The 20,371-nt window shown below is 41.5% G+C and carries 16 protein-coding genes; 10 read left to right on the plus strand and 6 right to left on the minus strand.

Annotated features, from left to right (window positions below):
- The first annotated feature begins 150 nt into the window (after positions 1-150).
- Positions 151-1,050: a LysR family transcriptional regulator gene (locus tag J8L86_RS17105; protein ID WP_211031111.1), complete on the plus strand. Its 900-nt coding sequence runs from the start codon at positions 151-153 to the stop codon at positions 1,048-1,050.
- A gap of 93 nt (positions 1,051-1,143) precedes the next feature.
- Here the strand turns inward: J8L86_RS17105 and J8L86_RS17110 are convergent, their stop codons facing one another.
- Positions 1,144-1,827, minus strand: a complete 684-nt coding sequence (locus tag J8L86_RS17110) for an energy transducer TonB (protein ID WP_211031112.1) — start codon at positions 1,825-1,827, stop codon at positions 1,144-1,146.
- A gap of 477 nt (positions 1,828-2,304) precedes the next feature.
- Between J8L86_RS17110 and J8L86_RS17115 the strand changes: the two genes are divergently transcribed.
- Positions 2,305-4,386: a M13 family metallopeptidase gene (locus tag J8L86_RS17115; RefSeq protein ID WP_211031113.1), complete on the plus strand. Its 2,082-nt coding sequence runs from the start codon at positions 2,305-2,307 to the stop codon at positions 4,384-4,386.
- A 76-nt stretch (positions 4,387-4,462) separates the two neighbouring features.
- Here the strand turns inward: J8L86_RS17115 and J8L86_RS17120 are convergent, their stop codons facing one another.
- Together J8L86_RS17120 and J8L86_RS17125 are read right to left on the minus strand one after the other, a co-directional pair.
- The gene (locus J8L86_RS17120; protein WP_065109949.1) at positions 4,463-5,446 is read right to left on the minus strand and encodes an MDR family oxidoreductase; all 984 of its coding nucleotides are present in this window, start codon (positions 5,444-5,446) and stop codon (positions 4,463-4,465) included.
- Positions 5,447-5,493: 47 nt separating this feature from the next.
- Positions 5,494-6,138: a TetR/AcrR family transcriptional regulator gene (locus tag J8L86_RS17125; RefSeq protein WP_065109948.1), complete on the minus strand. Its 645-nt coding sequence runs from the start codon at positions 6,136-6,138 to the stop codon at positions 5,494-5,496.
- A 187-nt stretch (positions 6,139-6,325) separates the two neighbouring features.
- Here J8L86_RS17125 and J8L86_RS21295 point away from each other — a divergent pair, with 187 nt between their 5' ends.
- The 3 genes from J8L86_RS21295 (at position 6,326) to J8L86_RS17140 (ending at position 8,748) form a co-directional block, all read left to right on the plus strand.
- Positions 6,326-6,820, plus strand: coding sequence for a type II secretion system protein (locus J8L86_RS21295; RefSeq protein WP_065109947.1), 495 nt, complete (start codon positions 6,326-6,328; stop codon positions 6,818-6,820).
- 185 nt (positions 6,821-7,005) lie between these two features.
- On the plus strand, positions 7,006-7,263 hold the full coding sequence (locus tag J8L86_RS17135; RefSeq protein ID WP_211031114.1) for a hypothetical protein: 258 nt from the start codon (positions 7,006-7,008) through the stop codon (positions 7,261-7,263).
- A gap of 282 nt (positions 7,264-7,545) precedes the next feature.
- The gene (locus J8L86_RS17140) at positions 7,546-8,748 is read left to right on the plus strand and encodes an ammonium transporter (protein WP_211031115.1); all 1,203 of its coding nucleotides are present in this window, start codon (positions 7,546-7,548) and stop codon (positions 8,746-8,748) included.
- Positions 8,749-8,906: 158 nt separating this feature from the next.
- Here J8L86_RS17140 and J8L86_RS17145 read toward each other — a convergent pair whose 3' ends face one another.
- On the minus strand, positions 8,907-9,566 hold the full coding sequence (locus tag J8L86_RS17145) for a nitroreductase family protein (protein WP_065109945.1): 660 nt from the start codon (positions 9,564-9,566) through the stop codon (positions 8,907-8,909).
- A 298-nt stretch (positions 9,567-9,864) separates the two neighbouring features.
- Between J8L86_RS17145 and J8L86_RS17150 the strand changes: the two genes are divergently transcribed.
- Positions 9,865-10,725 (plus strand): patatin family protein, encoded by an 861-nt coding sequence (locus tag J8L86_RS17150; protein WP_211031132.1) that lies wholly within the window; start codon positions 9,865-9,867, stop codon positions 10,723-10,725.
- Between the two features lie 209 nt (positions 10,726-10,934).
- Here J8L86_RS17150 and J8L86_RS17155 read toward each other — a convergent pair whose 3' ends face one another.
- Positions 10,935-12,110 carry a patatin-like phospholipase family protein gene (locus J8L86_RS17155; protein WP_211031116.1) on the minus strand — a complete coding sequence of 392 codons (1,176 nt, stop codon included), beginning with the start codon at positions 12,108-12,110 and terminating at the stop codon, positions 10,935-10,937.
- A 677-nt stretch (positions 12,111-12,787) separates the two neighbouring features.
- Between J8L86_RS17155 and J8L86_RS17160 the strand changes: the two genes are divergently transcribed.
- The 4 genes from J8L86_RS17160 (at position 12,788) to J8L86_RS17175 (ending at position 19,627) form a co-directional block, all read left to right on the plus strand.
- Positions 12,788-14,470 carry a hypothetical protein gene (locus tag J8L86_RS17160; RefSeq protein ID WP_065109942.1) on the plus strand — a complete coding sequence of 561 codons (1,683 nt, stop codon included), beginning with the start codon at positions 12,788-12,790 and terminating at the stop codon, positions 14,468-14,470.
- Between the two features lie 338 nt (positions 14,471-14,808).
- Positions 14,809-16,872, plus strand: coding sequence for a carboxylesterase family protein (locus tag J8L86_RS17165; RefSeq protein WP_211031117.1), 2,064 nt, complete (start codon positions 14,809-14,811; stop codon positions 16,870-16,872).
- A gap of 94 nt (positions 16,873-16,966) precedes the next feature.
- Positions 16,967-18,439, plus strand: coding sequence for a phospholipase D family protein (locus tag J8L86_RS17170; RefSeq protein ID WP_065109940.1), 1,473 nt, complete (start codon positions 16,967-16,969; stop codon positions 18,437-18,439).
- Between the two features lie 285 nt (positions 18,440-18,724).
- On the plus strand, positions 18,725-19,627 hold the full coding sequence (locus J8L86_RS17175) for a LysR family transcriptional regulator (protein ID WP_211031118.1): 903 nt from the start codon (positions 18,725-18,727) through the stop codon (positions 19,625-19,627).
- Between the two features lie 25 nt (positions 19,628-19,652).
- Here J8L86_RS17175 and J8L86_RS17180 read toward each other — a convergent pair whose 3' ends face one another.
- The gene (locus J8L86_RS17180; protein WP_211031119.1) at positions 19,653-20,054 is read right to left on the minus strand and encodes a hypothetical protein; all 402 of its coding nucleotides are present in this window, start codon (positions 20,052-20,054) and stop codon (positions 19,653-19,655) included.
- Positions 20,055-20,371: the final 317 nt, after the last annotated feature.

Below are 20,371 nucleotides of genomic sequence, written 5' to 3' on the forward strand. Positions count from 1 at the left end.
AAGTATTAAGATGATGCATATTCTCAACATTAAGCCCATCAGTGGAACCGTATTCTCCAAAATCATTATTTGATATAGCTACCAATAACAAAATACAATTCACTTTAAAGAACAAAAACTATCATCCGTATTTTATGAAGGACTAAGCTAATGAGCCGAGAGCACAAGAAATTTGAGCGACTATTTCTATTTAATGAAGTCGCAAAACAGCTCAGCTTTACTGAAGCAGCGGCGACTTTAGGCATATCCAGAGGCTATCTTTCGGAACAGATCCGCCAATTAGAAAAGGAATTTGGCAGACCTTTGCTGATCCGCAGTACGCGCAGTGTAAAACTCACACCTCAAGGTGAATTAATATTGGCGAAGATGGGACAGGTAAAACAATCGTTATTGGAGTTAGATAGGCAGATACGCCATGACAATGACAGTATTGCGGGTCGAATTCGTATTACAGCACCCAGCCAGTTTACCCAACGTTACCTATTGACTATTTGCCGTGATTTTCAAAAGCAAAACCCACTCATTGAGTTTACGCTCGACAGTAGTTACACCACCTACGATTTAACCCAAAATGACTTTGATTTAGCCATTAGAGCAACCAAAACACCACCACAAAATATGGTGGCTAAAAAGTTATTTTCTTATCAGTATGTATGCTGCGCAGCGCCCGCTTATATTGAACAACACGGTGCTCCAAGTACAATTGAAGAGCTGACACAACATCTTTGCTTAACCGCTGAAGAGCAAAGCCTGTGGCATATAGGGCAAGAACCGATGATGGTGAAAAGTCATTTAAGCATTAATGATAATCACATGCTAAAAGCGTTAGCACTTGATGCCCAAGGGATCATTTTTGTGCCTGAGTATTTGGTTGATAGAGAACTTGAAGTTGGCAACTTAATGCCTTTACTCGTCAATGAGCCCACACAGGCCTCTTCTACTTACCTTGTTCATCCACAACTGATACATCAATCTGCAAGATTAGCGAGTTTTATTACCTTTACGTCAGACTGGATAAGTCGTCACCTGCCGCCATCACAGCAACAATAGTGGTTTAGCAGATTAACCTAACTCTGCAGCTTAATGAGCTAGGTTAACCCGAATAAAACCGCCAATACGGCTACGTGCGATTACTGAGTGCAATTACTGAGAATGATCGAGCGTAAAGTCTAATCTTACTTGCTGATGACGTTGGATCACGCCCTGACCTTTGACCGTTTTTGGTTTGTACTTCCAATTATTAATCGCCTGCAAAGCTGCACGGTTAAAGGTTCTTTTAGGTTCAGCCTCCAGCACTTGTGCATTGATAACCGCCCCACTGCTACTGATATCAAACATCACTATCACATAACCTTCTTTCCCGTCACGAGCAGCATCCATAGGATACTGAGGTGAGACTTGTACTACAGGCATTGCGTCCCCTTCATTAAAGCCCGGAGTAAACGTTTCTTGAATCGGCGTCGTCATTTCTGGAGAGATGCCATCAAAAGTATTATTCGTATCCGAGCTGGTTGTCGCAACCGTATCGCGTTTAACTAAGGGCGGTATTGATTTCTTTTCCAATCTAATTTTTTTTATCGGCTTTGACGGCTCTGCTGGCCTCTCAAAATAATCAATGATTGGGCTCGGTTGCACTTCTTCCACATAAACATCATCGCTTTTTATCAACTGGGCCATGAATACAAACAAGGCAAGCGTGATAGCCCCACCAACGAGTAAAATACTCACATGGCTCACTATGCGAGATGAGGTAATACAATGGAAAAAATTCACAGAGTTTGAGTAAAAAGCTGAACTATTTTGAAAAGCAGTTTGATCTGAGGTCATAGACATTCCTTGTGTAATGTAGAATTAATACAAACAATTAAGCTGCCTTTTAACCTGTAGTCGTCAATTAACGCACTTACCAAATATTTTGTTACATTTAGCCAAAACAACCAAAACCACACACAAAATAAAACAATTAATTAACAAAAAACAAACACAGAAAGCGCTTTCAAAATAACATTATTTTTCGCATTAATATTTAACACTTATCTCCCAAATGCTCGCCTGATTGTTTCAGTTTAGATTCATACCTAAGTATTAAGCTCAAGCTGGCTATATACGTAACAAGATTTGCTAACAATTATAAGATTGACTTTTTGGCTCAGTCTTAGAATATGGTGGCGATTATTAGATATGGATCCTATAGATAATTGCAGTAAAAAATTGTCGTTGTAAAAAGATCGCCCGAATAAAAATCAAAATAAAACCAATAAAAAACAAAAATGAACCCCATTTTTTGTAAGGAAGCAGACCACAATGAAAAAAACGCTAATTGCAATTGCACTAGCCTCAACCTTTTTGAGTGCTTGCGGCAGTTCAGATGTCAAAGTCAATGACACGAATAAGGCAGAAGCTACAGTAACAAAAGCCACCAACACCCACGCTGAGTTAGGTGATTTCGGGATTGATTTAACCGCCCGAAATGAAGCGGTAAAACCGGGTGACGACTTCTTTATGTATGCCAGCGGCACATGGTATGACAATTTTGAAATGCCCGCGGATAAAACCCGTTATGGCGCATTTACCGCTCTTGGTGAGCGCAGCGAGAAACAAGTTAAAGAAATCATTAATGATATCGCTAGTCGTAGTGATTTAAATGCTGAAGAGCAGTTAATTGCAGATTTTTATCAGTCTTACATGGACACTGATACCATCAATAAATTGGGTATCACCCCTATTCAAGGCACATTAGATACTATTACCGCAGTTAAAAACACTGATGACTTAACCAAGGTATTTGGTAACGCGTGGCTCACCGATGCTGAATCGCCAATTTCTGGCGGCATGTGGTTCAACCGTTTAGATCCAAACCAATATGAACTGTCTATTGGCGCTGGCGGTTTAGGTTTACCTGATCGCTCTTACTACCTAGAAGACAGCGAGCGTTTTGTAAAAATTCGCACCACTTATGTGAGCCACATTGCTGAAATGCTAGCTTTTGCTGGCATTAAAGATGGCCAAGCTCGCGCAGAAGCTATTCTTGCGTTAGAAACTAAAATTGCTGAAGGTCAATGGCCACGTGAGAAACGCCGTAACCGTGACTTAACCTTAAATCAGGTTAAACGTGCAGACTTAAATAATGAGTACCCTAACTTCAACTGGGACTTATTCTTTGAGCAATCAGGTTACCAAATCCCACAACTTAACGTGTCTCAGCCTGAGCCGATCAAAGCGATGATTGAGCTAATCAATAACGAGCCGTTAAATGTATGGCAAGACTACCTGACCTTCCACACTGTCAGTAACAATGCAGGCTTACTATCTGAAGATATCTACAACGCAAGCTTTGCTTTTTATGGCAAAGAATTGAGCGGACAAGAAGAGCCTAAACCGCGCTGGAAACGTGCCGTAGCCGAAATGTCTGGCACCCAATCGTTAGGTTTTGCTATTGGTAAAGTGTATGTAGCGCGTTACTTCCCAGAGTCATCAAAACAGCAAATGGCTGAATTGGTTGAAAATCTTCGCACTGCGTTAGGTCAACGTATTGATGGTCTTGATTGGATGGGTGATGAAACTAAGGTAAACGCCCATGCTAAACTTGCCGCTTTCAAACCTAAGATTGGTTACCCAGATGTATGGCAAGAATTCGATGGCCTAACATTAACCAACAAAGACTTAATCGCTAATATCCAAAACTTACGCCAGTACTTCCATGCCGATAGCGTTGCTAAAGAATTGAAAAAGACTGACCGTAACCGTTGGGGCATGACGCCACAATTCGTCAACGCATACTACAATAGCTCATTTAACGAGATTGTGTTCCCAGCAGCCATTTTACAGCCTCCGTTTTTCGATCCAAATGCCGACCCAGCGGTGAACTATGGCGGCATTGGCGCTGTGATTGGTCATGAAATGGGACACGGCTTTGATGACCAAGGCTCTAAATCTGATGCTAACGGTATTCAACGTAACTGGTGGACCGACAGTGACCGAGCTGCATTTGAGGCGAAAGCCGATATGCTTGCAGATCAATACAGTCAATACGAGCCACTACCGGACAACTTCGTAAATGGCCGTAACAGCTTAGGCGAAAACATTGGTGATGTAGGTGGTTTAGCCATGGCCTATCATGCATACCAGTTAAGCTTAAATGGTAAAGAAGCACCGATTATTGATGGCCTGACGGGCGATCAACGTTTCTTCTTAGCATGGGCACAAGTGTGGAAAGAAAAACGCACCGAGCAAAGCATGTTAAGTCAGCTGCGTGCAGGTACTCACGCACCAGGCCGTTACCGCGCACTTGCGCCTCGTAACCATGATGCATGGTACAAAGCGTTTGACGTGAAACCAGGTGACAAGCTTTACTTACCAGAAGACCAGCGCGTTCGTATTTGGTAATCGGTCAATCACCCGATAAATAAAAAAGCCAGTCAATTGACTGGCTTTTTTATGAGTCGATGAAAGTGTACTTTTGCTACTTAGTTAAATCGACCACAACGCGGCCACGAACTTGACCAGCCATTAACGCTTCTGCCGTGCTTATCACTTCATCTAAGCCAATATCTGCTGAAATATCATCAAACATTTGTGGTTCAATAATCTCAGCTAAGCGTTGCCATGCCTCAAGTCTGTCTTCAAGAGGACGCATGACACTGTCGATACCCGCTAACGTCACACCACGTAAAATAAATGGCATGACAGAAGAAGGAAAGTCCATCCCTTGGGCCAAGCCACAAGCCGCTACAGTGCCGCCATATTTTGTACTGGCGCAGATATTGGCTAAGGTATGACTACCAACAGAATCAATCGCCCCAGCCCAGCGCTCTCTGGCTAATGGTCTACCAGGCTCCGATAAGGTGTTACGGTCAATCACTTCTGCAGCGCCAAGCTTTTCAAGATAAGCGGCTTGATCTGCTCGCCCTGTTGATGCCACAACCTGATAGCCAAGTTTGGCTAAAATGGCGATAGCAAAGCTGCCGACACCGCCATTAGCGCCTGTCACCAGAATTTCACCTTTTTCAGGAGTGACGCCATTTTTCTCCAGCGCAATCACACTCAACATTGCGGTATAACCTGCGGTGCCAATCGCCATAGCTTGCTTTGGTGTAAAGGCATTAGGCAATGGGATCAACCATTCACTTTTTAAACGCGCCCGCTCAGCAAGACCACCGCAATGCACTTCGCCAACACCAAAGCCATTGAGTAGCACGTAATCGCCAACTTTGAATTTATCAGTGTCGGACGCTTCAACAAGCCCCACTAAATCAATACCAGGCACCATAGGAAACTGCCTGACCACAGGACCTTTACCGGTAATTGCCAATGCATCTTTATAGTTTATCGTGCTATAAATCACTTTTACGCTTACATCGCCATCGGGTAAAACACTCTCATCAATTTCCTTAACTGCCGCGCGATATCCTTGGTCATCTTTTTCAATTAATAAGCCGTTAAACATGGTCACTCCTCAATATAGACCGCTCGTCTATAAATAGTTAAAAAATTTTATCGCGGTAATCCTGCGATAAAACATTCAAGGTAATTTTGCAGTGGCTGAGTGCTTTTAACTAACTTTGCGCGGCTTACCGCCCCTTCCCAGCCAACCCAAAAATGCTCAGCCAATAAAGCACAGTTAGCCGTTGGGGATAATTCGCCCTCAACTTTGGCAGCCTCTAGACAAGCCGTTAATCTTTGCTGCCAATCTAAAAATATATCAATCAATTGCTGTCTGTAGCTTTCAGGCAATAAATCCACTTCTTGGCCTAAATTACCAACCAAACAACCACGCTTAAATTGATAGCGCTCCATACCATCCATCGCACTATCAACAAAAAGGCCAATACGTTCAAGCGCTGAGTAAGCTTCGTTTAGCAAGCATTTATCAAGTTTGTAAGCAAAATACGTGGCGTAGTTTTCAATCACCGCCTGACCAAATGCTTCCTTACTCGCAAAGTAATAGTAAAACGAACCTTTGGGCACCCCGACCTTTTTAAGAATGTGATCGATTCCAGAAGAGGCAAAGCCATTCTCAGTCAGTTGCTCAAGACCACTGCGAATTAGTTCCGCCCGAGTATCTTGACTGTCTCTCGCCTGCTTGGGCGGCCTACCACGTCGTGGTTTAGTGATGTTTTCTACAATTGATTCTGTCATAAAATTATATTAGACCGATCGTCTATTAAAATGCAATGTTATTTCAGATCCTTTGCCTTTTTTGTTTAGTTGCTCTCACTATGATTCCTTGCGATATGCCATAAATCCTGCATCTGGCACCAAATGGTAACTCTTCAAGTTTTCATTGAGGAATAATAGCCACAAATTCACTATTTGAGGTTTTATAATGCAGCGCAGTAATGGTTTTACGCTAATTGAATTAGTGGTCGTGATTATTATTTTGGGTATTTTATCTGTGGTCGCAGCGCCAAAATTTATCGACCTTAAAGGTGATGCTCATAAGGCCACCGTTGAAGCCATGGCGGGTGCAATTGATAGTACCAACAGTCTGGTTTACTCAAAATCAGCGATTAATGGCGTTGAAAAAGAAGCATCGATTGATGCTGCAGCAATTGGCGATGAATACGCAGGTGCAACGCTCATATATGGCAGCATGCAGGCAGATGAAACAAGCTTAGCGATGTTTGTCGAAGGCATTGATGACCCAAGTGCATGGGAAATGGAAAAAACCAATGAAGTAAACATGAGAATTCATCCTGCTGACCACCCTACCATTGGTGATGGGGCTGGCAACTGCTTCGTACAATACAGCCACCAGTGGACTGATGCTCGTGGAGCAACTTATCCCGCTAAAACCACTTTATATACTGACGATTGTTAGCCCTCGATGAAAAAACGGCTAAAAGCCATTTGTAAATGTTATTAATACTGCTGTAAAACAAAGCAATAAACGATATATCATCAAGCTAACTTGGCACTCTTAGTAAAGTGCCATTAGCGATGAACCTTAAGCGATGAGCCTTCAGCCATGAGTGGCATACCTAAGCCGATGAAATACCGTTAATAATGTCATTTAGCTCTAGCCGTAAACGTGCATTAGATACAAGCCGCCCTATTGCTTATCGAGCATCGAGTGCACGCTCTTGTGCCGTTTGCGTATCTGAAAAATATCGAGTTAACCGATCTGTAATCCTAGAACAAGTCCGCCAACAAACCCATGTTGATCTCAACGCTGTTGATAATTCAGATGGCATCTTAAAAGCGATTAGCGCATTAGAACACATTAAATTAAATGGCCTTAATAAACCGCTCCACACTATTTGATAACGCTGCACTGTTTGATAACGCGCTGCACTGTGGTGACTCAGCCATCGCACCATTATGAAACAAAATGCACGCATTTACTGAACAGAACTTAATCATTCAACCTAAAGCTGCAGAAAAATCGCACCGATATCGATCATAGAACTTATTGTTATGATGGAATTTTTATCTAGTCGCACCATTTTAGCCCCTCCTGAATTTAACATTATCCCAACATAGGAATAATTCTTGCTTCACTAAGTGACTGAATTATAAATAAGAGAATAGCTTTGGGGAGCATAAATGGACAATATCAGTGACGCGATCGGGGTAATTGCACAAAGTGCGGATACCGTTTTTATCCTTCTTGGTGCAATTATGGTGCTAGCGATGCACGCAGGCTTTGCATTTTTAGAAGTGGGGACTGTCAGGCATAAAAACCAAGTAAATGCATTAGTTAAGATTTTAACCGACTTTGCTTTTTCAGCTGTAGCCTATTTTGTCATTGGCTATCAAATCGCTTACGGCAGCCACTTCTTTGTCAGTGCAGAGACATTATCAGCTAATAATGGCTATGACTTAGTGAAGTTCTTTTTCTTACTCACCTTTGCCGCCGCTATTCCCGCCATTGTTTCTGGCGGTATTGCTGAGCGTGGTAGCTTTCGCCCCTTCTTGTTTGCCTCTGCATTGATTGTGGCGTTTGTATACCCACTGTTTGAAGGCATGATTTGGAATGGTAACTATGGATTTCAAGCATGGTTAGGCAACACCTTTGGCGCAGAGTTTCATGACTTTGCAGGCTCTGTTGTAGTACATGGTATGGGCGGTTGGTTAGCATTAGTTGCTGTGTACTTTTTAGGTGTTCGTGGTGGCCGTAAGCCGGGAGTTGCCTTTGCTCCATCTAACATTCCCTTTCTGGCATTAGGGTCGTGGATATTAATTGTCGGCTGGTTTGGTTTTAATGTCATGTCAGCACAAACCTTAGATGGCATAAGTGGCCTTGTGGCCCTAAACAGTTTAATGGCCATGGTGGGCGGCACGATTATCGCGTTAGTTGTTGGTAAAAATGATCCAGGGTTTATCCATAATGGTCCACTAGCTGGGTTAGTTGCTGTTTGTGCGGGTTCTGATTTAATGCATCCAGTTGGCGCTTTTGTCGTCGGCGGTGTTGCCGGTGGCTTATTTGTTTTTGTATTCACAAAACTTCAACGCAGCACCAAAATTGATGATGTATTAGGTGTGTGGCCTTTGCATGGATTATGCGGTGTTTGGGGTGGTATTGCTGCTGGAATATTTGGACAACAAAGCTTAGGCGGTCTTGGTGGTGTAAGCGTTATGTCGCAACTGGTTGGCACACTTGTGGGCGTTGGTTTTGCCATCGTAGGCGGCGTGATTGTTTACGGTATTGTTCATAAAATAGCTAGCTTACGCTTAAGCCAAGAAGATGAATATATAGGCGCTGATTTAGCCATTCACAAAATTGGCTCAACCAATGCTGACAAGTAATGCTGTCAGTTTATATGGCTGTTTTTATGACTTTTTTTATGACTGTTTTATGAAAAAGGTTCAGCCCTGTTTTCAGCCCGATAAGTGACAGCATAAAATAGTGACGAAAACAAAAAAGCTCAAGCATTTGCTTGAGCTTTTTTAGTAAACCAATGCGATTATAAAACAGTAATCACATCAGCTTCAGGTAAACGAGCTTTAGGTTTACCGTGGTTATAATCTTCACCACCTTTATGGTAACCAATCGCTAATGCAAATTGACATACATAACCTGCTAATTCTTCTTTGAAAATCTCGCCAATTAAGTCAGGATCGACCCCTTCCATTGGCGTTGAGTCAATACCTAAACGCGCTAGAACGTGCAGTGTATTACCAATCGCAATGTATGTTTGCGCTTTAGTCCAGTTGCCGTTAAACCCACTTTCATCAGTATTTAAATCAGCAAAGGCATAAGCACCATTTAACATGTTGTCGTACATTTCTGCCGGTAAATGGCCTGATGCCACTTCTGCGTCAACCACTTTACGGTAGTCATCTTTGGTGTAATACGGGTTGTGAGCAAATAAAATAATGTGTGATGCTTCAGTCGCATGAGGCTGATTAAACTGATGCATGTTTGCAAAAGTATCGTGGAAACGTTGTTTGGCAGCATCCGTTTCAAGCACAATAAATTTCCAAGGCTGCGAATTAATCGAAGAAGCAGATAAACGCATCGCCTCTTTAAGTACTGACATATTTTCTGCAGAAATCCGTTTAGAAGCATCATATTTTTTAGCTGTATAGCGGCTGTTAAGATCTGTAATAATTTGATGAGACATAAAGTATTTCCTCAATAAGCAATGTCAAAAAATGAATCAAGAGACAAAAATGAATCAAGAGAATGTTATTGCCATCCCCATGAATAAAGTCGCTTAAAATCTTGTTGCAGTAATACTAGTTAAAAATGGCTAATTTCGACATAGCCACCAGCACCAAACATTATGGACTTATTATTCCATAATAATTGACGCTATCATTAGCGGATCTCATGACAAATATTGAGTCTTTACTCTATCAACATTAAGATAATGACATCACTCGAATCAGATAATCGCATTGAGCGATAAAGAAACCGCAATGGATGCATATACCACCACGAAAAATCAACACGCCCTTGTAGTAGAAGGCGGCGCAATGAGAGGGATCTTTGCCTCTGGCGTGTTAGACAGATTTATTGAACAACAATATCGTCCTTTCGACTTTTGTATCGGCGTGTCAGCTGGTTCAACAAATTTAGCCTCTTGGTTATCTCATCAAAAGCAGCGCAATTACCGTATCATTACCCATTATTCATGCCTGCCTGAATTTATTGATTTTGGTCGTTTTATTCGTGGTGGTCATTGGCTTGAGCTTGACTGGTTATGGGATATTTTGGCAAAAGAATGCTATTACGATATGGCAGCGTTTGTGCAGCAGCCGATCCCTTTATTTGTGGTCACAACCAACATCAATACAGGTGAAGCGGTTTATATAAAAAGCACTGAAGACAATCTCGAACAGATTTTAAAAGCATCCTGTTCAGTGCCTATCGCTTATCGAGACTTTCCTACTTATCAAGGTGCTCCTATGACAGATGGCGGCATTGCCGATTCAATACCTGTTATTAAAGCCTACGAAATGGGCGCCAAAGAGATCACAGTAGTATTATCTAGACCATTAGGTTATCGCAAAAAGGCGCCCAAAATACCTTGGCTAATCACTAAAACTCTCAAACGACACCCTAAACTTGCAGAAGCTATGGTGAACCGTGCAACCAATTATAACCAAGCCATCGACTTTATCATGCAGCCACCAGCAGACTGCAAAATCCATATTATCGCCCCGCCAGATGATTTTAACGTCGGTAGATTAACCACTGATAAAGCGGTTTTAGAGGCAGGATATCAAATGGGAATCACAGCTGCAGATACCTTGCTTGCGCAACCCTGTTTTAGTTAAAAAAAAGCCGGACAAGATGTCCGGCTAACAAGCTGCTTCCGTGCATTGATTACCAAAAGTGCTTTGACGCAAATTTGCTACACCTTGTGCCACAACACATGGACAGGTAAAGCTGTAATCAACGATTAGGGTTGGTAATGAAAAGTCGATTTATCTCGTATTTTTATGGTTAAACTGAGTATTGTTAATTGGCTTAAAACCCGTTTCTATTAAGGTAATTGTTTAGACCAAACCTGATCATTTACGGCTTTGTTATAACCATAATTGTAAAGCGCTTGCATATACTCAGCATCAAACATATCTTTAGTGCCCTTTGGCGCATCAAAATCGTTACTAATATAAGTGAAGCTTAAGTCGATTTGTTGTCGCTCACTGTCATAAAGCATTTTGTATAAATCACCACGGCTTTGCAGCACTGTTAAACTCTTGATGCTGCGAGTTAATAACGCCATACCTTTATCAGGTGTTGCTTCATAGGGCATATGAAACATGCCGTTACGGATAACATGAATGTATGGTTGTTTTTCTAAACCCAATATTTTTGACACCTTTTCATAGTCAGTTGACACTGGCTCAAAAAACATTTGCGCTGATAATCCACCATCAACATGTAGCTCTTCATATTCTTCACCCTGATAGTCGACCTTGATAAATTGCGGAGGGAACACACCAGGAATCGATGAACTAGCCGCTATAAGCTGTTGAATAAATTTAACTTTATTATCCATATCACTATTGGCAATCTCACCAATATTCCATATTGATAAACGGCCTGAATCAAATTGAGTTGTACCGATAAATAGTCGACGTCCAGCTTGATGTTGCTTGGCTATCTGTTCAATCATTTCTTGACTATATACCTCAGCAATAAAGTCAATCATGTTATCGCCTTTAGAAAATGAATCTTTAAAAAGCGTATTTAAAAAGTTCCGTTTTCCGATAATGTCTTTATCATTAACTCCTAACATGACCTGTTTTAATCGTGGAATTTCATCGCCACCTAAAAATGCAAACGGCGCGATTAACGCTCCAGCACTCACACCAGTAACAATAGAGTATTGGTCAAGTTTATTTTGCTCATACAATCCATTGACGATACCAGTGCCAAAGGCACCATTTGCCCCGCCTCCTGATAACACTAAAATGTTTAACGCATCGCCCTGAACAGTTAACGGGGTGGATTTTGTTAAATCAGAATATAAAAAAGTGGATGGTTCCCCAGCCCAAAAGCGCAGCGGCTCTGCATTAGGTGATTTTGCTTCACCGTCAACGGTCGCTTGCTCATAACCCTGTTCAGGAACTCGAAGATCCAAAGTATGTGTGGTGCTACAGCCAGCGATAAGCATCAATAATAAAATGGCTGGTATCTGTTTAACGTGATTCATTGCTTCTCTCTATATGTTCTGTTTATTGCAACAAGCCTTCTCTTCTGTTGGTCCGCCGTTTGTGGCTACAACACAGAAAATAACGCTTAATGGGGTAAATCCACTTTGTCACACCTACACACCACTTATTATAAAAAGCTTTTAAATCAGTAACTTTATAGTGAAACACCTAAGGTTAGCAGGTTGATTTGACGCATTATAGAGACTGAAATGACCTAAGCAGAATCACATATGAAGGATCAAACCCTCATCCTGTATTGACCAAGTCTCTAGCGTTTCGTGTTACAGCCCCAATGACTCAATGGAAAATGCATCACTTCCCTAATTCCATTCTCAACGCCATTTCCTCAGCACTTAACTCCTAGCTGCAAACGGAATTCATTCCTTCTCTCAAGTAACCCATTCAACAGTTTGTGTTTCGTCATTTATCAATCAGTTTGTATAAAAAACAAACCGAGGGTTTCGTCCTACAAACGCGATTAACTAAATTTAATCTTTCTCCCTAGAATGCTCGCCAACACAGTTTCATCAATGCAAAAAGCGCTAGCGGCACAAAAAAGACTGCTGCCTTTTTAGCGAGGTTTGTATGAGATTCACGACTAACAAATGAACGGTTAGTTGACATCAATAACGATTGAATACACATAGTTTTGTGGTTCAGTAGGAGCAGCAACTAAATGAATTTTGCAAAAAACTGGATGACATCCGTCCCGAAACACATTTTATCAATTGGCTTTGGTGCATTAGCACTAAATATCCCATTGAAACTGAATGCCGAAGAGCTGAGCATTACAGAATCAGAACAACAGCAAGTTAACCTCTCAGGTAAGGCTATTTTTGCCAAATATGGTATTGCTGATGATTTACCAAAATTAGGCCTTAACTCGTTAGTTCAAGGCGAGCACTTAGTTGAGCATGTAAACCGAACTACCACTGTTGGTGACGAAGAGCGCACCTCTGAAGTCTTTCTTATTCAAAGTACCGATGAAAAGGGCAACATCGACCTTAGAATCAAATATGACCCTGCCAAACTTGATGAAAATGAAGACATCATCAATGAAATTGAAGCCAATACAAGGATTGAATATCGCTTACGTAATTATGCACAAAGCTATGATCCATCGTCGGTTACCGCTACAGAACTGGATAACGGCCAAGTAGAAATTGCGTTTAACTATTCAAAATATGGCTTGCCGCAAGACATCGCATACTTTCGTTTTATGCGAGTCAAAATCACGGTTGAGAATAACCAACCAATAAAAATGATCATCAAGAACAATCGTCCAATTACATATCAAGAGTTCCGTATTGATGACTACCAGCAAGTGGTGAACTTTACGACTCAGGCAGACGGTTCTGTCAAGATTAAAAATAAGCGTATTGAGGCAACGGGCGTCAATAAAAAAGACATACCAGTCAATGTCACTACGTTAACTGAGCCTGTGGCTTTTTACGACGATGTTTATGGCGAAAGTGTGATAAACGAAAAGCGACTATCACAAGTATCTAACCCTCGCTTCAACGAAGAAAGCGTTAAATTAGACCGAGTATTTCCATTAATGGGTGACATGGTACGTCGCCAAGGTATTGATGTGCCGCTGCCATTTGGTATTTCGGTTGCCTACCGTAATCAAGATATGAATTTTGGTTTCAGTGATTTTGACATTATGGGAGCGAATTTAAATGACCTTTTCGACCCATTTAAATCGGTGGCACAAGTTAACGCTGAAAGCTTGAGTTTACGCGGTGATGTCAACATCTTGCCATTTTGGAACGTGTTTGGATATTTCGGAAAAATCAACGTTGATGCCAAAGTTGATGCTGAGTACACAGGCGAAATTGGCCTGCAGTTACAAGAAAAACTTAACAATAAATTACCTGGTTTAGGTAACGCTTTTTGTAATGAGTTATCGGCGTTATGTCAATCTGGCACTTTAAGCGTGCCACTACATCTCGAATACGACTTGATGGGGATTGGTACAACCTTATCTGTCGGTTACAAACAGTTTTTCGCATCTGTTACAGGTAGTTACTCAAAAACAAGAATGGTTGGCACTGGTAAATGGGGTGACGGCATCTTAACAGTACAACCTATGTTGGGCTACCAGTTAGCAGAATACCGAACCCAGTTTTTTATAGGTGCCGAATATCAAGGTCTAAAGCCGAATATGGAAGGGTCTATTGCAGGTGTTGAATTGGGCGGAGAAGAGTTTTTCTATAACGTCGGTGTCGACCTAGAAAAATGGGCTTACCTAGTCGGATTTAATAAGCAATTTGGTAAAAACTACAATTTAAGTGTGCTTTATAACAAAGGTGAAACTCGCAACTCAGTGACACTGAACTTTGGTTACCATTTCTAACGTGTTCACCGTTACTCGCTTTATTCATTGCCAGTAACTCGACGTTCGATTTTGTTGTGTTAATTGGGCTAATCGTTTAGCTAGCGTTAATCAAGCTAGCTAAACAATCACAGCTAAGTGCTCACAATAAAAAACGAACGAAAACTCAGAAACGAAAGCCACGTTACATCATGTGGACTTCATCCTACATAAGCGATTACGCATGTAGGGGTTGAGCAATTAATATACAACCACATTCATTGACAACGCAGCCAACAAACTTAAACAAAAAAGAGTAAGCCAGACAAGGCGAACAGCGGCTGCGTTAACAAGGGCAATGCCCAATACAGGATACGAAGATGACGTTATTTAATAAAACAATACTTGCGGTTTCAATCACGCTGACATTAGCTGCATGCGGGAGCAGTGACGATAACAACGAAACCACCCCGACGCTACCACCAGAATTATCACCATTACCGACAGAAAAAGTGACAATAGAAGTCGGTAATAGCAATGTAAAAGCATTAAAAGAATCTCACGTAGTGACATCACCAGACGGTGAAGAAACACTAGCCAGTATCGAAACGTTTAAAGGCATCACTTACGCAACAGCTGAGCGTTTTGATCACAGTGGCGTATTGGATATGAGTGAAGAAGTTGACGCTCAAGACTTTGGTTTTGCTTGTCCTCAACTTAAAACAACATCACAACCACAGTCAGAAGATTGCTTAAATTTAAACATTTGGCGCCCTGCAGATCTGTCAACGGATGTCGTTTTACCGGTTTATGTATTTATTCATGGCGGTGATTTTGAATACGGCGCAGGCTCTGAACCTTTGATTCATGGTGATACTGTCGTTGCTCAAGGCGCAGCTGAAGGTAACCCTTTTATTGCGATTACCCTTAACTACCGCTTAGGGATGTTAGGCAGTCACTGGCTTAAAGATAATCAAGGCGGCAACTATGGCCTTGGCGATCAAAAGCGTGCATTAGAGTGGGTCAATAACAATATTGCTGACTTTGGCGGTGATATTGAAAACATCACCCTAATCGGTCAAGGCGCTGGTGCAATGTCGGTAGGCATTTTACAACAAGAAGCAACTGAAGAGCCTATGGCTGGCGAGTACTTTACTCGTGCAATTATGCAAAGTAACCCTGCTGGATTTGATTATCGCACTTACAATCAGGCTAAAAGCTTTGCCACTAGAATTGAAGACACCCGCGCTGAAATGCAAGAACTCAGTGAGTTAAGTTTAGCGGAGATGCCTTTAGAACAGCTAATGACACTTCAGGCTAAAGTGAACTCACCAATTGGTCGTATCGGTGATTGGACAGGGCTTAGCTGTGTTGATCTGGATAATCTTGTGGGTAGCGGAATATGCTTAACCAGCAAAATATCAGGTGAAGCCAGCCCAATGGCTAATCTAATGCCATTTGCACCATACGTTGAATATTACAAGCCAACGTTTGGTTCAACCATTAAAGGCTACCACTTAACGACTCAGCCATCATTGGATCATTTTACCGTACCAACTGTTATTGGTAACAATACTGATGAAGCAAATACCATGGGTATGCTGCCAAGTTTAACATTTTTAATTCCAACGATTATCAATTTAATCAGTGAATTAGAGCCTGAACTCATTGAGCAAGGTGACATTAATCAGAATATGCTGACTTGGCTTGCTGATGAGAAAAACATGGCGTTAGTTGAGCAAGAGATTGCCCAATTAACCGCTGATGACATTAAAGCGCAAGTGGAGTTAGGTGATATTTTACCGAGCACAGCTTACGAAGCCATTGTTAAATTTTACTTTGGCCTTGGCAACGGTGATACCACCAATGCGTTACTCGATTTAACCGACTTTTATCCAAACAATGAAGGTGAGTTATCGGGCGCAATAGCTAACATGACGCAATTTAGAATGATGTTAAATGACATGCTGTTTGCAGGCCCTTCACGTAAACAAGCACGTGAGACTCAAGAAAATAACGTAGACGCCACTTTTTACCAGTTTGGTTACCATGCAAGTTTCAACGTATGGACTTATAACACTGAAGGTGAAGATGGCACTGTCGACATTGGTGATGTGATTAAAACTATCAGCTGTATCAGTGGTGCATGTAATGGTTCAGAACTGCCATTTGTATTTAACAAACCACTAAAACTCGATGGTTCTGCGGCATCAGTTAGCAGTAAAGACCAAGCGTTAATGGATAAAATGTCTCGTCTTTGGTTTAGCGACGCACTATTCGAAAATTACCAATACAACAATGATAGCGTCTTGATCATTGATGAAGATGGTATCGATACTTTCAAATCAGACTGGGATAGCCAGCAACCAGGTCAAGATCCTGAATTAAGACAAGGTCGCCTTCAAGGGCTTGAAGATTTAGATCTCATTCTAGGTTATCTGTAAATATCCCTTTATCACCGCAGGTAAGCAAGATTCTTATTAGGCCAGTTCGCTGGCCTTTTTTACGACTTTAATAGTTAACTGTAACGGATATCTTATGTTTTTCTCCCCGTTTTATAAAGCATTCACACTTTGGTCATTAGCGTGTTGCGTACTGCTCATAACGGGTTGCGCAACCCCAAACCCTAGCGTACCTGAAGATTTTGAAGCTCACTTTGTTAAACGTAATTACCAAGCACAGGCTTACTTAATTCCAGCGGCAAATGAAGCCTTTGCCCGTCGAATTGATTTAGTCAGAAAAGCACAATCAAGCATCGATATGACCTATTTTTCGTGGAATGGCGATACCTTAGGCCTCACCTTATTGAATGAGCTCAAACTCGCAGCTGACCGTGGCGTAAAGGTCAGGCTAACCTTAGATGACTTACTGGTTTTTAATGAAAAATGGCTGGCGGATGTCGACAAGCACCCTAATGTCCAAATCAAGATTTTTAACCCATTTAACTCGCGAAAAATGGGCTGGGTTGGCCGTGCTTTTGATTTCCAAATCCATCAAGAAGTGCTAGATAATCGTTTGCATGAAAAGTATTTTAACGTCGATCATCAGCAAATGATCCTCGGCGGTAGAAACATTGGCGACGAGTATTTTGGTTACAGTAAAGAGGCTAACTTTTTCGACTTAGATGTGCTGTTCACTGGCGATATTATTGCGCCATTTGCAACCAATTATGAACAGCAATGGCAAAGTGACTTTGTTGTCCCTGTGAGTGAATTAATTAAGGTGAATACGGATATTAGCGACACACGCCACTTTTCTAAAGCCTTAGCTAAAGCCCAAAAAAAGCACCCAAAAATAACACAAGATATTGAATTAACAATTAATAATATGACAAATCCAGCGTTTATTGATGTGACAGTGTCACCTGTTTTCGATTCACTGCAAAAAATGCATGACCGTTTACCTTACTTCAGAACACGAGCTGAAATGACGGTCAGTGAAGAGTTACAACAAGCCAAGGATGTCGTTATTTCAACCCCTTACATTGTGCCGACAGATAACGAGTTTACGGTCATTGCAAACCTGACAGCCCAAGCATCAAAAGTCACGTTAGTGACCAACTCGTCAGCGTCAAATGATTCGCTATTTATCCCGGCATATTATGAAAAGCACCGTCAAACCTTATTGGATATGGGTGTCGATATTTATGAATATAAAGACACGGCCAAAAATGACGATCATTTTTACCATGGTGATACTTACTACCATAACAAGACAATTATTCTAGATAATCATGTCTCTTATGTGGGGTCATCAAACTTTGATCCACGCTCAGATTTCTTAAACATAGAGTTTGGCTTGTTCGTTCACAGCACTGAGTTTGCCGAGCATCTACACCAATATCTTTTACAACAAAAAGCCACGCTTTTTTGGCATGTAACCCAACAAGAAAACGGGGATATCCAGTGGCGAAGTCAAGATAAGGTACTCAATAGCAATCCTAATTATGGAAGCTGGCATAAATTACCAGACTGGCTGTTTAGAAAAATGGATGGTGAGTCAGAGTTATAACGTGATACTGCAATGCATCTTTACCGCTCACGGTTTTAGGGCATAACATTTCCATGTTATGCCCTATTTTTATCTGCCCTAAAAAAGCAACAACGTTTTAAAACTAACGCAGCCCATTACACTCTTCAGCCATTACTATCTTCAGTCATTGCATCATCAGCCATTTTTATTGAAAACAGCGTAAATCAAACAGCAACATAACTTGAGTTCAGTTATGCTAATAATATCCAGTCTTCAGTTATATTAATAATTTAGAGCTTGATGCAACCAACCTCGGAGCGGTGAATGAATTTTAGTCTAGAGCAGCTACAAGCTTTCGTGATTGTTTATGAGGAACAATCCATCAGTAAAGCCGCAATCAAACTCAATAAACACCGCACGACTGTTGGACAAGTGATCAGCAATTTAGAAGACCAAGTAGCAGTGACCTTGTTTGACCGAGGCGCTCGAAATGTCACCCCAACACACGAAGGCAGTTTACTGTACCATTACGCTAAGCAAGCCTTAGAACAAGTCAAAACTTTCGATAAAGTCGCGCTTAGTCTTTCCTACGGCGAACTTGATTCAATTACAATCGCTTATAACAGCTTTATTCCACACACAGCCTTGTCATTGATTAGAGCGCAGCTCACCTCTGACTTTCCTAATATGCGGGTGCGTCTATTAGTGCGGACTCAGCAAGAGATCCGAGCGGGGATTGAAGATGAGTCCATTCATTTTGGTATTGTGAATATCACGAATGCCAGCGCCATGAGTAATTTAGATTATGTCTTACTCGGCCAAATGCCTTTTGCTCCGTATGTTAATCGCAATAGTGATATCGCCAAGCTCGATAGCAATGAAGTGTTTACCGCGCTGCAATCATCAAGACAAATTATTCTAAAATCTTTTTTAGATGAAAATATGGCAAAAAAAATCACCTTGTCACCCCATTATGATGTTGTGGATCAATTGTCGCTCGCCATCAAATTAGTCAACGATAATTTAGGCTGGACCTTACTCCCAAAACATCAAGACCATGCCAACGCCACCAATGAGCTACTGCAAATACAATGTCCGCAAATTAGCGATGACTATTACGTCCCACTGGCTTTGTGGAGTTTAAAAACAAAGCCCATCATTGAAGTGAAAAAGTCGATAAAAGAGGCGTTTGATCGATACATATCGTTAGGCCAGCAGGTTCAATAGCAATCCTTTACTGAAAACATGCTCGTCATAAAAAACACGGAATAAACGCACATACATCGTGAGCAGCCGCCGTGGTAAAAGCATCATTGTTAATCATATCCAATGACATCGCGACCTTAGGTACGGCTGTACTTTCTAAGTCAAACACATGAAAGTATTGTAAACGACTGTCGCTATACTCACCTTCATTGTTCATCGTCCCTTCAAGCGTCAGCATTCCTTCTTGGATGGGACTGACACTAAACGAACCAGAAATTGACACCTTCAAGTCCCCTTTATTGCTCATCGCGGCGTAGCCAGATGTCGTTGCTTTGGTTAAATCAGAAGGGGCATGTTCAGGTTTTTTTTCGGCAACGATTGCCGAGGAATAAGTGCCAGTAAACATTAGTGAGCTCAATAAAAGTGTTGCTAAGGTCGATCGTTTCATTAGTGCCATCTTCGGTATTGGTGTAAACCGAGATAGTCAAATCACTTCTTAATCCAGATAATCGCCAAGCGATGACAATTTCATCACCACAGGTTTCAATGCAGATAAAACATGCACCAAAAAACCCGCCACTTGGGAATAAAGCCTTTCTATTACACAAAAGGTACACAAAAGGGGGCAGTCCCCCCTCCAAGGTGATGATTAAATCCTCCCTAAGAGATATCACTTTTTTGCAGTTAGCCAGTAAATTACTCGTCATTCAACAGGCAAACACACTGCCTGAATACGATGGATTTAATGTTCATCTTTCTAACTCG

Source organism: Shewanella sp. MMG014, assembly GCF_018100775.1.
Lineage (GTDB): Bacteria > Pseudomonadota > Gammaproteobacteria > Enterobacterales > Shewanellaceae > Shewanella > Shewanella japonica.